Genomic DNA, 13332 nt, shown 5'->3' with positions numbered 1-13332 from the left:
AGTCAGACGTCGGCGGGTTCTTTGCGTTCGGTGATCGGCCGTGCCAGACCCTGCTCGTCGCAGGCGCGCTGGAGGGTGTCCAACGTCTCGACCAGACCCGGGCCAAGCCGCGGACCCGGGCTGAAGTACGCCGGCAGGTGGCGCAAACCCTGGATGACGCCGATGCTGTCGTAGTGCACGGTGCCCTCGGCGACGCACTGGTAGTCGGGCATCCGGTCCAGCACGGCGGTGAGCATGGCCTTGAACACGGTACGTGCCACATTCGACCCGATGCAGCGATGCACGCCGAGTCCGAAACTGAAGTGCCGGTTGCCCTTCCGTTCCATGACTACCCGATCGGGGTCGGCAAACACCGCAGGGTCGCGGTTGGCCATCGCCCACGACAGCCACAGCCGGTCCCCCTCCTTGAGCGCAGTCCCGTTGAGGTTCATGTCCTCGGAGATGGTTCGGGCATCGCCGGGGGCCGGGGTGAAGTAGCGGAGGAACTCTTCGGTGGCCGGGTTCAACAGCGTGTCGCGCTGCTCACTGAGCCGGACACGTTCCCCCGGATTTTCTGAAAGCCATTCCAGGGCATGCGCCGTCAGCGCCGTCGTCGTGTCGAATCCGCCACCTATCAGCAGGTTGAGCATGCCGATCAATTCGATATCCGGTGGCGCCTGGCCATCGATCCGCAGCTTGGCGAGCGCGTCGATGACCCCGGGCCGCGGGTTCTCGCGGATCTCGACGAGGTTGGCGAACAGATCCATTCCCATCGCCAGGTACAGTTCGCGCACCCGTGCCGCGTCCGACGAGTCCGGAGGCGTGTACACCGACGCGTGTGCGGGTTCGTTGTAGAGGGACCACTTGTCCAGCGGCACACCGAGCATCGCCAGGGTCAGGACCGCCGGAACCACATTCGCCAGGTCGTCCACGAAATCGATCTCGCCGGTTTCGATGCGCTCGTCGAGGCAGGCGCGCACGATCTCCCCGACGAACGGTTCCCACCGCTTGACCGCCGCCGGAGACAGGTAGGGATTCAGCGCCGTGCGGTAGTAGCGGTGTTCCGGATCGTCCATCTCGAGCATGCCGCCGCGGAAGTTCTCCGCTTCGATCATCGTGGGAATGGAGATGCCCTTGTAGCCGCAACGCTCGTTGTTGACGTCGTGGTCGTTGGAGACGTGCGGGCAACGCGCCAACTCGAAAACCTCGGCGCTGCCGGCGGCCACCCAGTGCCCGTCGTAGGTGTCCGTCCATGCGATCGGGCACTTTTGCTGCATCTCATGGGTGATATCGAGGAACTTCTCCCGGTATTGCGTGTGGTGCCGGTCGAAGTGGTAGCGCGGGGCTCGTTCGAGATCGATACGTTCGTCGAGGGGGTTCACGTGTGCGCCCCGTTCTGGGCGGGTCCGGCGTCGCGCTCCACCTGAAAGACGATCGCCTGCTCGGGACACGACCGAGCCGCGTCGCGTACCTGTCGCCGGTATTCGCTGGGGACCTGTTCGTTGGTCACGTGGGCGTGGCCATCGAGGTCGTCGAGTTCGAAGACCTCCGGAGCGATCATCGCGCAGAGGGTGTGGCCTTGGCAGCGTGCCGATTCGACCCGTACTTTCACGTTGTTCCTTGCCTATCTATCGTTGCGGCACTGGGTGTTTGAGAGCCCGCCTAGATCACGGCGCCACCGTTGACGCCGATCACCTGTCCGGTGACGTAGCCCGCGCCGTCGGTGCACAGGTAGGAGCACAGTCCGGCGACATCCTCGGGCGAACCCAAATGACCGGCGGGGATCGCCTGTGCGAGGTACTCGGCCGGCGGCAGCTTTCCCAACTGCTGTTGTTCACGCAGCATCGGAGTGTCGATGGCGAAGGGCGGAATGCTGTTGGCGGTGATGCCTTTTCCGGCGTAGTCGCGCGCGATGGTCTTGGTCAATGCGATCACCCCGCCCTTAGTGGCCGAGTAATGCCCCTGACGTGGCGCACCCTGTTGGCCGGCCGCGGAGGAGATGGTGACGATGCGGCCCCAGCGGGCGGGCACCATGTCCGCAAGGCCCGCCTGCAGGCTCAGAAAGGTGCCGGTCAGGTTGACGGCGAGGAACCGATTCCACTCCGCCAGGGTGATCTGGTCGAACCGTGTGAAGCCGCCGATGGCCGCGCTGGTCACCAGGATTTCGACGGGGCCGAACTGCGCGCGCACCGTGTCGAACGCGGCGTGAACCGACGCTTCGTCCGATACGTCGACACCGACCGCGAGGGCCGTGCCTCCGCTCGCCTGGACCTCGGCGACAACCTTGACCGCGGCCTCCTCGTTGACGTCGAGGACGGCCACCCGGTGGCCGTCGGCGGCGAGACGAGTGCAGATCGACTGCCCTAGGCCCGATCCGCCACCGGTCACCACCGCCACTCGGCTCATGTCAGCCACTCCTTGCCCGCCACCCACACCCGTGAATGCTATACGACTGTATAGCGGAAGGCCCCGGCGAGCACAAGGCGGTTACCCCGACGGCTTTGCCCCTGGACAGCAGCGATCAATCAGCCGACTTCTTGGCGCGGTTTGGGCGTGCGCCGCCCCCGTAGACGATGTCTGCGCGGCCAGGGTCCCAGCGGTCGCGGAACACCACGTCGTCGATGGACCGTCGACGCACCGGACCGTGGTGACCGCGTGGCCAGCCGACGACGATGTGCCCGGCCAGGAACCATTCGTCGGGCACGCCGGTGGCCTCCCGCAGGATCCGTTCGCCGTCGTAGGACGCCCAGCTCGTCAAACACGCTCCCAAACCTTGTGCGCGGGCGGCCAAGTAGAAATTCTGCATCGCCGGGTAGATGGATCCGCCCTGCAGGAGCTCGGAGGCGAAGTCGTTCTTGTATGCGGTGAACAGCACCGAGGTGCACTCCCCCGCACGGTCGTGCAGCTCGTACGTGGCTCGGTTGTTGCGGGCGGCTCGGCTGTGATCGTCGACCGGCGGTCGCTTCATCCCGTAGATCTTTTCAATGGTGCCCAGCGCCGACCGCGCCGCTCGGGCAACGGCGGCACGTTGGTGCGGCGCGGACAGTACGACAAAGCGCCACAGTTGCGCGTTGGCACCGTTGGGCGCCCATGTCGCGGCCGTTAGGCAGCGGTTCAGTGTGTCCTCGTCGACGGGGTCATCCGTGAACCTGCGCATCGATCGTGCGGTCGAAAGCACTTCCCAGACGTCATCGGTGGAATCCGGCATGCCACAGGTGTACTCGACCCGCACGCGTCATGTCGAGAGAGTTCGTGGGGTTTGCCGCGAAAGCGTATGGCCGCGTTTCGCCCATGCTGTACAGTCGTATTGCATCTGTCCGGCTGGTGATGGGAAGTGGTGTTGTGGACGACAGGTTCTCGATGGAGGGGCGGGTGGCCGTCATCACCGGCGGCGGGACCGGCATCGGCCGGGCATCGGCGCTGGTGCTCGCCGAACACGGCGCCGACGTCGTGCTCGCCGGACGCCGGGAGGAGCCGCTGAAGGCCACGGCTACCGAGATCGAAGCGCTGGGACGGCGGGCGCTGGCCGTCCCGGCGGACGTGACCGACGCCGCGGCGTGCCAATCCCTCGTCGACGCGACGCTGGCCGAATTCGGCCGCCTGGATGTGCTTTTGAACAATGCCGGCGGAGGTGAGACCAAGTCCCTGATGAAGTGGACCGACGACGAGTGGCACCAGGTGCTGGATCTGAATCTGTCCAGCGCGTGGTACCTGTCGCGCGCGGCCGCCAAGCCAATGATCGCAGCGGGTAAAGGCGCCATCGTGAACATCTCGTCGGGCGCGAGTCTGTTGGCCATGCCACAGGCGCCCGTGTATGCCGCCGCCAAGGCGGGGCTGAACAACCTCACCGGCTCGATGGCCGCGGCCTGGACCCGCAAGGGAGTGCGGGTCAACTGCATCGCCTGCGGTGCGATCCGCACGCCCGGTCTAGAGGCCGACGCGGAGCGCCAGGGCTTCGACATCAACATGATCGGCCAGACAAATGGGTCGGGGCGAATCGCCGAGCCGGACGAGATCGGTTACGGCGTGCTGTTTTTCGCCTCCGATGCGTCCAGCTACTGCTCAGGTCAGACGTTGTACATGCACGGCGGCCCCGGTCCCGCCGGCATCTGAGACATTCGGGAGGCAGCCATGAGTGTCAGCCATCTGGGATTGCGTGTCCGCGATCTGCCCAAGGTGCAGCGGTTTTACCAGGCGCTTGGGTTCAGCGAGGTGAACCGCCTGACCGTGCCGGACAAGCTCGCGGCCGGTCTGCTGGGGTTGGAGCCGCCCATCGGATTCGAGGCGGTTTATCTGGACAATGACGGCTTCATCCTGCAGTTGCTCACGTTCTCCGGGTATCCGGCGCCGGAGGAGCCGGAACGGACGATGGTCGGGGCGGGGCTGACGCATTTGTCCATCGCGGTCGATGATTTCCCGGCGGCGCAAGCGGCGGTGAAGGACTCCGGCGGGAGCGTGATCGCCGATCCGGGTGGCGGTTTCGCCTGCATGGTGCGCGACCCCGAAGGCCAGCTGCTCGAGCTGGTCCATTCCAGCGTCCGCCCCGTCCCGAAGACCTAGGTCGTCAGCCGAGTTCGCCGGCCATGTCGGCGTACCGGTCGAGAAACGCCAGCGTCGTCGACGGGTCGAGCGCGTCGCGGCGGCCCCCGCCCAGCACCACCCGGGTGAAACCCAGATCCCGGTAGCTCGCCAGCCGCCGCAGCGACGGGTCACCCCAGACCATGATCGTCAGATCCAGGTCGCCTGCGTCACGGCCGACTTCTTGTGCCGCGCGGCGGAACTCCGCCAGCGCGGTTGGCAGATCGGGAAACGCCGCGTCACCGGGCAGCCAGCCGTCGGCCCATGGCAGGCAGCTGCGGATGGCCTTGGCACCGGTGGCGGCGGCCAAGAGCGGGGGGTGGGGACGCTGCCTCGGTTTTGGATTCGACCACACCGCCTCGAAATCGACGAAATCCCCGTGGTATTCGGCCTCGTCGTCGCTCCAGAGCGTGCGCAGCGCGGCGATCATCTCACCGAGCGCCCGGTAGCGCTCAGACCATGCCAGGCGAGGGCGGGCGACCGCGAGTTCGCCGCGAAATCCCACCCCGACGCCCAACATCAACCGCCCGTTGCTGATGTGGTCGAGCGTCGCGACCTCCTTGGCGAAAGTGAACAACTCGCGTTCCAAGGGAAGCGCGACCGCGGTGCCCAGACGCAGGTTCGACGTGGCCGCGGCCGCGGTGGCCAGCGACAAGAACGGGTCCCAGATGCGCTTCTGTGCCTGCAACAGCGCCGGATGGAATCCACCGGCGGCCGATACCGGGATCTGCGGGTGCTCACCGACCCACAGCGATTCGAACCCTCGCGATTCGAGTTCTGGTCCGAGCGCGGCGAGGGAGACATCCCCCGGTGTGTTCAGCGAGACGTATCCCAGCTCCATCGACGCTCCTTCGGGTCAATCCGCGCGCCGGCAAGCGCCCCTCTGCTATACGATCGTATAGCAGAGGCATAGTTGCGATCCCGCGAGGACGAGGAGTGCGATGCACGCGGTGACAGAAGGCCAGATCTCCTACGATCCCTACAACGTCGAGATCGACGCCGACCCTTACCCCACCTACCGGCGACTTCGCGACGAATCGCCGCTGTATTACAACGAGCAGTTCGACTTTTGGGCACTGAGCCGCTTCGCCGATGTCGACGACGCACTGCGCGACATCGACAACCTCAGCTCCGCCAAGGGAGACATCCTCGAAGTGGTCAAGGCGGAGCCGGTGATGCCGGCCGGCGTGTTCATCAACGAGGACCCGCCGCTGCACACCATGCACCGCTTACTGGTGTCACGCGCGTTCACGCCCCGGAAGATGAAGGCGATCGAGAATCAGGTGCGGGCATTCTGCGCGGCGTGCCTGGATCCGCTGTCGTCCGGGGATCGTTTCGACTTCACCCTTGATCTGGGTGCGGAGATGCCGATGCGCGTGATCGGGATGCTGGTCGGCATGCCCGACTCGCTGCAGCGCAGTGTCCGCAAGGCGGCGGGGCAGCGGTTGCGCAACAGGCCCGGCGAGCCGCTGCCGGTGAGCAAGAACAATTACTTCAACGGCAACATGTTTCGTGATTACGTGCAATGGCGCGAGCGGAATCCCTCCGACGACCTGGTCACCGAACTGTTGGCGGCCGAATTTCGGGACGTGAACGGCGAGACGCGCCGATTGTCGGCCGGAGAACTGCTGGTCCTGCTCGGCGTCATTGCCAACGCCGGCACCGAGACGGTGGGCCGGCTGTTCGGGTGGCTCGGCAAGCTACTGGGTGAGCATCCCGATCAACGCCGCCAGCTCGTCGAGAAGCCGGACCTGATCGCGAGCGCCGTCGAAGAGGTGCTGCGGTTCGAACCCCCCGTCCACAACATCGCGCGCTATGTCGCCAAAGATGTTGATTATCATGGGAAAACCGTTCCTGCCGGGAGTGCGTTGCTGCTGATGACGGGTGCAGCCAACCGCGACGAGCGCCGCATCGCCAACCCCGACCGGTTCGATGTCCACCGCAGCGTCAATCACCTGGCGTTCGGGCGAGGCACCCATTTCTGTCTCGGCGCCTCGCTGGCCCGGCTGGAAGGTCGGGTCGCGCTGGAAGAGATCCTGAAGCGCTGGCCGGACTGGACCGTGGACCTGGACAACGCCGTGCGGGCGCCCACCGCGACCGTGCGGGGCTGGGACAGCATGCCGACGGTGCTCGGCTGACCGTGCGGTCAGCGGGCGCTGATCGGCACGTTCAGCCGGCTGTCGGGGCCCGGGACTTCCGCAAATTGCATTGCCCAGGGCGGCTTCCCGTGCTGCACGACCCACGTCGACCCGTTGGCATCGAGGGGCGCCGTGACCGCGGCCAGGACGGCGTCGGCGATCGCCTGCGGTTCCATGACCGGCACCCCGGCGCCCTCGACCAGTCGGCGCCGGTTTCCGAGCACGCCCGTTTCGGTGATCCCCGGGCAAACGGTGTGCACTGCAATGCCTTCCGGCGATAGGTTGGGCGCAATGGCCCGCATAAAGCCGACAACGGCGTGCTTGCCCAGCGAGTAGACCGGGTCGGGATGCCAAGGCAGGATTCCGGCCAGTGAGGCGGTCGCCACGATCGCGCGCTCGCCCGCGGCGGGACAGGCCCGCATCGCACGGACGGCGGCGCGGGCGCCGAAGACGACCCCGTCGAGATTCACTCCGAGGGAGCGACGGTAGTCGGCGGCCTCCAACATGGCGATATCCCCGGACCAGCGAATGCTGATGCCCGCGTTGAGAAAGGCCACGTCCAGGCCGCCGAACTCATCGAGGCAGGACTCGAACGCGGCGTCGATCTGCTGAGGGTCGGAAACGTCGCACCCCCGTGCGAGGCCACCGATTTCATCGGCGACCGTACCGGCGGAGGCCTCGTCGACGTCGACGACGCACACCCGCATGCCGCGGCCGGCCAACAGCTGCGCGGTGGCACGGCCGATCCCCGAGCCGCCGCCGGTCACCATCGCGACCCGCCCATCGAGCTTCATCGCTGCCGTTCGACTCGGCGTCGCCGTGGTCGTCCTCGCGTTCCGCCGACGTTCACCACCGTTCGGCGGGAACGTCTTCGATGGTCAGCGGGCGGGCGTAGGAGGGATCGGTGCGGTCCCACTTGCCTTTGATGAACCCCTTGACAGCGCCGGAGGCCATCACCGACGAATCGCCACTCATCATCCACTCCAGGGTGCAGCGGCGCAGCGCGATCTTCCAGACGCCGTGCCGGCGCTCGAGGCGATCGAGGTAACGGCCGCCCATCAACGACACGACCTTGCCGCCCTTGGCCCGCATCGCCCCAATGACGTAGCTCTCCGCATGGGCCTCGTCGCCGTTGATCTCGCAGGTGTGGGTGGTGATGTTGTGCAGGTGATCCTCGAAGACCATGCTGTGCGCCTCGTTGGCCCAATCCCCGTATTCCGGGCCGAGTTTCACGGTCGGACCGTGCTCGTCCACCCCGTCCTCGAAGTAGACGCTACCCATCAATTCCGCGTCGTGACGGTCATGGCCGCGCGACTGATTCATCACGCAATCGAGGATCGCAGTGCGGTCCTCGAGGTACTGCACCCGCTCCTGCAGCTGCTTGAGCTCGTCGCCGTTGGTCATGACGGTCCTTCCGCTGAAATTTCTCTGCGCTGTACGTCTGTATAGCATACAGCGGCGCGCAGTCGTCCCGGCGGGCCATTATGAAAGTTCGATTAACCGGAACCCTCGAATGAGGGCAACCTGTATGGCGAGCTAGGCGTTGGTCAGCTCGGCGTAGCGCGCGATGTGCTGGTCGGTGGTGCCGAACTCGTATTGGATCGCGGTGAGCCGTTTGAAGTAATGGCCGATTGCCAGCTCCTCGGTCATCCCCATCCCGCCGTGCAGCTGCACGGCTTGCTGGCCGATGAAGCGTGCCGCACGGCCGATGGTGGCCTTGCCGACCGATACCGAACGGGCACGGATCGCCTCGTCGGCCTCGAGATTGAGGATGGCCAGATAGACGGCGGCGACGGCCTGTTCGAGTTCCATGTACATGTCGACCATGCGGTGCTGCAATACCTGGAAGCTACCGATCGGCTGCCCGAACTGCTTGCGTTGCTTGCAGTATTCGACGGTGTCCTCCAACACTTTTCGCATGCAGCCGACCGCCTCAGAACAGATCGCCGCGGCGCCCTCGTCCCGCGCCCGGGCCAGCGACGGCCCTGCCTGGCCCTGTTCCCCGAGCAACGCCTCAGATGGCAACCGCACCTCGTGAAACACGATGTCGGCCGCGCGCCGGTCGTCGATGGTGCGATACGGGTGAATCTCGATGCCTGGTGCGTCACCCTTGGTGAGAAACAACGAGATTCCGTCGACGCCCTCCGTGCGCGCGGCGACCAGCAGGTGCGTGGCCAACGGTGCGGCCACGGCGACGACCTTCGCGCCGTTCAATACCCAGCCATCGCCGTCGGGTTGGGCGACGGTCTTTGCCACCTGCCGATGATCGGCCGAGTCCGGCTCCCCGGCGGCCAGCGCGACCACCGCGGTGCCGGCGATGATCTCCTTCAGCACGGCTGTCGCCTCCGGGCCTCCGGCGCGGTGCAGCAGCCCACCCGCAACGACCACCGTGTCGACGTAGGGTTCGATCACCAGGGCGTGGCCGAGCTCCTCGGTGATAACCATGAGTTCGACTGGGCCACCGCCGATTCCGCCGACGTCTTCGGGCAGGGTGGCGCCCAGGATGCCCAGCTCGGTGGCGAATCCGCGCCAGATGTCCGGCTGCCAGCCGGCACCGGTCTTCGCGGCCGCACGGCTCGTTTCGAGGTTGTATCGCGCGGCGAGAAACTTCGCGAGCTCGTCGCGCAGCAGTTGCTGCTCGTTGGTCAGGGTGAAGTCCATCTACAGTCCCAGTGCGGCCTTGGCGAGGATGTTCCGCTGAATTTCGTTGCTACCGGCGTATATCGAGCCGGCGCGGTCATTGAAATATCGCAGCGGCGCGACCGCCTGCCACGGCTCGCCGGTCAGGTATCCGTCGGGCGGCGGTTCGAACTCGGCGATGGGGCCGCCGGGTGCGGTCACGTGCGGCTGGTAGGCCCGGCCCCGCGGGCCGGCCGCCTCCAGCGCGAGCTCGGTGAGTGCCTGGCTGAGCTCGGTGCCCAAGATCTTGAGCATCGACGACGCGGTGCCGGGGTTGCGGCCGCCGGCCGCCGCGGCGAGCACCCGGTATTCGAGGACCTCGAGCACCTCGGCGCGGATCCGCGCGTCCGCCAGCTTGTGCATGAAGGCTGCGTCGTCGGCCAGCCGGCCGCCGGCCGGGCCGGGCTGGCCCTTGGCCGCGTGACCGATCTCCTCGGCGGCCACTTGCAAGGCCGGCGCCACCGCGCCACCGCCGCGTTCGAACTCCAGCAGATATTTCGCAACGGTCCAGCCACTGTCGATATCGCCGATGACGTTGGCTTTGGGCACCCGCACCTCGTCGAAGAAGACCTGGTTCTGGATCTGTTCGCCAGAGGTCATAACCAGTGGGCGAATCGCGATGCCGGGTGAGGCCATCTCGATCAGGACGAAGGTGATGCCCTGCTGCTTCTTGTCCATGCGCGAGGTGCGCACGAGCGCGAACATCCAATTCGCCTCGGCGGCATGGGTAGTCCAGATCTTGCTGCCGGTACACACCAGATCGTCGCCGTCGGCGACGGCCGCCATCGACAATGCGGCCAGATCCGACCCGGCCTCGGGTTCGGAGTACCCCTGGCAGAAGAACACCTCACCGGTCAGGATGCGGGGCAAGAAGTAGTCTTTCTGCGCATCGGTGCCGTATTTGATGATCGCGTGAGCGACCATCCGAATCCCCATCGGCGACAGCGACGGCGCACCCGCCAGCGTCGATTCGCGACTGAAGATGTAGTGCTGCGTGAGGCTCCAGTCGCACCCGCCGTATTCGACCGGCCATGCCGGCGCGGCCCAGCCCCGTTCGTGCAGAATCGCCTGCCACGCCATGCTCGCCTCGTGCTCGGCGTAGACACTAGTCATCAACCGTCCGGCGCGCCGCAGCTCGGGAGTCAGCTTCTGGTCGAGAAAAGCCCGGACCTCGTCTTGAAACGCGCGATCCTGTTTCGACCACAGCAGATCCATGAGTTTCTCCGGCCATGACGTCGTATCACCGCGATGTTCGCGTGAGTCTAGCTCTCACCGAACCGGCGGTAGCTTGGGGTCCATCGGGTCCGCGCTTGCACAAACAGCACAGCAACTTGAGCTGGACGGCGTCGAGGCGCCGTCGGCACGATCGAAAATCACTACGTCCCACTCGATCTGGCTGCTGTCGATGGGGGAAAGCCGCGCGACCATCGTGGATGCGAGAGCAGACGCGCGAAAACACCGCAGCACAATTAGATCGCCCCGCAGTTTGACGTGGTGGGCAGCCGGGCGAATCGGTCGGCGACCCAGTCCAGTGCCATGTGTGCATCGACGACCATGGGAAGCGCATGGTTGATCGCCAGCTTGTTCAACAGAGGCGGCTCCTCGTTGGTGTTGAACTGGACATCGGCGCCCCGAGCGCACCAGTCGAGGGCCATCTGATGCGCGGCCGTCCACGGCACGAGCGGGTCGTAGCGGTTGTTGTTCACCAGCACCGGCCCGGTGGGGTTGAGCAGGCCAATGCGTTGCTGGTCGAACATCGTCTTGAATGGTTCCTCGTCAACCACACGTGCGATGTCTTCGGTGAAGTACCGGTCGATATGACGGAACATGAAGTTGACGACCGTCTCACCCACACATTGGTTCTGAGTCTTGGCAAAGTGACAGCAGCTGACGGGTCTCTCACCGCTCAACTGGTCGCGCGCAATGTGCGCCGCTACAGGCAGGAGCGCGGAATGTCGCTCGGCGAAGTGGCGCGACGATCAGCGCTGTCCAAACAAACGCTGTCGAAAATCGAGCAAGGGCAAGGCAATCCAACTATTGAGAAACTTGTCCAGATCGGTGCTGCCCTCGACATCCCGGCCCGCCGCCTGCTCACCGAGTGGGGCACTCCTGTATTCGTGCAACGCGGCGATGCCGCCGGGCGCAATGCGGCGGGCGGGTACCGGGTGCGCATTCTCGACGAGGTCTACGGCACCGGTTATGTCCGCACGCAGCTTCTGGAGTTGGCGCGCAACGCTCCTACCGACCAGAGACCTGAGCCAGGTTCACCGGGAACACTCCACCATCTGTACGTCATCAGTGGCGAGCTGCAGACCGGGCCATTAATCGAGCCGGTCAGACTTTCCGCCGGGGACTTCGTGCGATTCCCCGGCGACGTACCGTACGAGCACAAGTGTCTCAGCGCCCACGTGGTCGCACATCTGGTCACCACCGTCCCCCAGCTACACCAGTTCGACCACTTCCACCCATGACGATTTGACTACACCCTGCGGCGCGCGGCGATCGATTCAACCTATTGCGGCGGCACAAAGCGTGCCGGGCGATGACCGCAACCGCCAATGTCCTTGATGACGACAGGAATTGCCTCGCGAAACGCGAACCTGACGGCGAGCGGTTATAGCCCGCGGAATTCGAACGGCTAGACCCGTTACTGATTTTGCATTCTGTCTGGCAGCTCCGCCGCTGCCAGACTCGTGTAGGCGACTGCGGTGTTGCAGAATTCTCGTCAAAAGGTCGTCGATGCGGTCGACGTCGAATGTCGATGACGTCGGAGATGGTCGGCCAGCGGTAACTTCAGCGGGGCAATATGGTCATTCCTGTTGCGGCCTCCGGTGGCCTGGTGTCGCCGGGTTAGTGTGCGTGGGTCGGCTTCCGTCAACAGGCCGACAGAAAAGTTGGGCACTCCATGACAGCAGCAGAAGCGTCGGCTCTCGAAGCGCGGGTCGGCCACTACTACCGGATCGACGACACTTACCAGGTCGGCCGCGAGAAAGTTCGCGAGTTCGCCCGTGCCGTGCAGGACTACACCCTGCGCACTGGAAACTCGACGCTGCCGCTGAACTGGGATATCCGGACCTGGTGGCGCCGCTGACGTTCACGTCGGCCCCGGCCATGGCCGCCAATCGGCACTTGTTCGAGTCGGTGGTCATCGGTTACGAGATGTACCTGCAGACCGAAGAAGTCTTCGAACAACACCGCCCGATCGTGGCCGGCGACGAACTGCACATTGACGTCGAACTGTCCTCGGTGCGCAGGATCGCCGGCAGAGACTTGATCACCGTGACCAACACGTTCACCGACACCGCCGGCGAGCGGGTGCACACCCTGCACACCACCGTCGTGGGCGTCACCGCCGAGGATGTCGATCCGACGATCAGGAGCGTCGCGGAACAGGTGATGATGCACGACGTGAACCTCGCCGGAATCGACTACTCCGACGAGGACTACGAGAAGACACTGCGCCCGGCGGACGAGGTTCGGATCGCCCACGCAGGCACGACCCGCACCCCGGGAACACCATCCTTCGATGACGTGAAGGTCGGCGACGAATTACCGGTCCACCACGCCCGACTGTCGCGCGGCGACCTGGTGAACTACTCCGGGGTGGCCTGCGATGCCAACCCGCTTCATTGGGACGAAAACCTCGCCAAATTGGCGGGGCAGCCCGACGTGATCGCCCACGGAATGCTCACGATGGCGTTGGGTGCCGGATTCGGCTCGGCATGGTCAGGCGATCCCGGTGCGGTTACCCGCTACGCGGTGCGGCTGTCCCAGCCCGTGGTCGTGTCGGCCACCGAGGGTGCCGATATCGAATACAGCGGCCGGATCAAATCGCTGGACCCGGAAACCCGCAGCGGAGTCGTGATCGTCGGCGCAAAGTCGGCCGGCCGCAAGATCTTTGGCCTGGCGACGTTGAACATCCGCTTCCGCTGAGACTGCACTTATCGTGGTGGTCGGG

At 65.5% G+C, this 13332-nt stretch carries 14 protein-coding genes and 1 pseudogene; 5 read left to right on the top strand and 10 right to left on the bottom strand.

Features of this window, described 5'->3' with window-relative positions; genetic code table 11:
* Positions 1-2 precede the first annotated feature (2 nt).
* The 4 genes from ACZ50Z_RS22875 to ACZ50Z_RS22860 all read right to left on the bottom strand — a co-directional run bounded on the left by ACZ50Z_RS22875 (position 3) and on the right by ACZ50Z_RS22860 (position 3187).
* Positions 3-1361: a cytochrome P450 gene (locus ACZ50Z_RS22875; protein WP_464485599.1), complete on the bottom strand. Its 1359-nt coding sequence runs from the start codon at positions 1359-1361 to the stop codon at positions 3-5.
* The gene (locus ACZ50Z_RS22870) at positions 1358-1591 is read right to left on the bottom strand and encodes a ferredoxin (protein WP_464485598.1); all 234 of its coding nucleotides are present in this window, start codon (positions 1589-1591) and stop codon (positions 1358-1360) included. The genes ACZ50Z_RS22875 and ACZ50Z_RS22870 overlap by 4 nt, the downstream gene beginning before the upstream one ends.
* 50 nt (positions 1592-1641) lie before the next feature.
* Entirely contained in the window at positions 1642-2385 is a 744-nt protein-coding gene (locus ACZ50Z_RS22865; RefSeq protein WP_464485597.1) for an SDR family NAD(P)-dependent oxidoreductase, read from the bottom strand.
* Between the two features lie 115 nt (positions 2386-2500).
* Positions 2501-3187 (bottom strand): nitroreductase family protein, encoded by a 687-nt coding sequence (locus ACZ50Z_RS22860; protein ID WP_464485596.1) that lies wholly within the window; start codon positions 3185-3187, stop codon positions 2501-2503.
* Between the two features lie 134 nt (positions 3188-3321).
* Here ACZ50Z_RS22860 and ACZ50Z_RS22855 point away from each other — a divergent pair, with 134 nt between their 5' ends.
* Positions 3322-4092, top strand: a complete 771-nt coding sequence (locus ACZ50Z_RS22855) for an SDR family NAD(P)-dependent oxidoreductase (protein WP_464485595.1) — start codon at positions 3322-3324, stop codon at positions 4090-4092.
* 18 nt (positions 4093-4110) lie between these two features.
* Complete coding sequence (locus ACZ50Z_RS22850) at positions 4111-4539, top strand: VOC family protein (protein WP_464485594.1); 429 nt, start codon at positions 4111-4113, stop codon at positions 4537-4539.
* A 4-nt stretch (positions 4540-4543) separates the two neighbouring features.
* Here ACZ50Z_RS22850 and ACZ50Z_RS22845 read toward each other — a convergent pair whose 3' ends face one another.
* Positions 4544-5398 (bottom strand): TIGR03619 family F420-dependent LLM class oxidoreductase, encoded by an 855-nt coding sequence (locus ACZ50Z_RS22845; protein ID WP_464485593.1) that lies wholly within the window; start codon positions 5396-5398, stop codon positions 4544-4546.
* A 100-nt stretch (positions 5399-5498) separates the two neighbouring features.
* Here ACZ50Z_RS22845 and ACZ50Z_RS22840 point away from each other — a divergent pair, with 100 nt between their 5' ends.
* On the top strand, positions 5499-6695 hold the full coding sequence (locus ACZ50Z_RS22840) for a cytochrome P450 (protein WP_464485592.1): 1197 nt from the start codon (positions 5499-5501) through the stop codon (positions 6693-6695).
* Between the two features lie 8 nt (positions 6696-6703).
* Here the strand turns inward: ACZ50Z_RS22840 and ACZ50Z_RS22835 are convergent, their stop codons facing one another.
* The 5 genes from ACZ50Z_RS22835 to ACZ50Z_RS22815 all read right to left on the bottom strand — a co-directional run bounded on the left by ACZ50Z_RS22835 (position 6704) and on the right by ACZ50Z_RS22815 (position 11227).
* Positions 6704-7489 carry an SDR family oxidoreductase gene (locus ACZ50Z_RS22835; RefSeq protein WP_464485591.1) on the bottom strand — a complete coding sequence of 262 codons (786 nt, stop codon included), beginning with the start codon at positions 7487-7489 and terminating at the stop codon, positions 6704-6706.
* A 52-nt stretch (positions 7490-7541) separates the two neighbouring features.
* Positions 7542-8099 (bottom strand): nuclear transport factor 2 family protein, encoded by a 558-nt coding sequence (locus ACZ50Z_RS22830; protein ID WP_464485590.1) that lies wholly within the window; start codon positions 8097-8099, stop codon positions 7542-7544.
* A gap of 132 nt (positions 8100-8231) precedes the next feature.
* Entirely contained in the window at positions 8232-9356 is a 1125-nt protein-coding gene (locus tag ACZ50Z_RS22825) for an acyl-CoA dehydrogenase family protein (RefSeq protein ID WP_464485589.1), read from the bottom strand.
* On the bottom strand, positions 9357-10589 hold the full coding sequence (locus ACZ50Z_RS22820; protein WP_464485588.1) for an acyl-CoA dehydrogenase family protein: 1233 nt from the start codon (positions 10587-10589) through the stop codon (positions 9357-9359).
* 254 nt (positions 10590-10843) lie between these two features.
* Positions 10844-11227 (bottom strand): lipase family protein, encoded by a 384-nt coding sequence (locus ACZ50Z_RS22815; protein ID WP_464485587.1) that lies wholly within the window; start codon positions 11225-11227, stop codon positions 10844-10846.
* 24 nt (positions 11228-11251) lie between these two features.
* Between ACZ50Z_RS22815 and ACZ50Z_RS22810 the strand changes: the two genes are divergently transcribed.
* Entirely contained in the window at positions 11252-11845 is a 594-nt protein-coding gene (locus tag ACZ50Z_RS22810; RefSeq protein WP_464485586.1) for a helix-turn-helix domain-containing protein, read from the top strand.
* A gap of 434 nt (positions 11846-12279) precedes the next feature.
* Positions 12280-13307, top strand: a pseudogene (locus tag ACZ50Z_RS22805) (fused (3R)-hydroxyacyl-ACP dehydratase subunits HadA/HadB).
* Positions 13308-13332 lie beyond the last annotated feature (25 nt).

The organism is Mycobacterium sp. NTMscope_MAC_269 (assembly GCF_976985695.1).
This window is presented reverse-complemented; position numbering and strand designations above follow the sequence as displayed.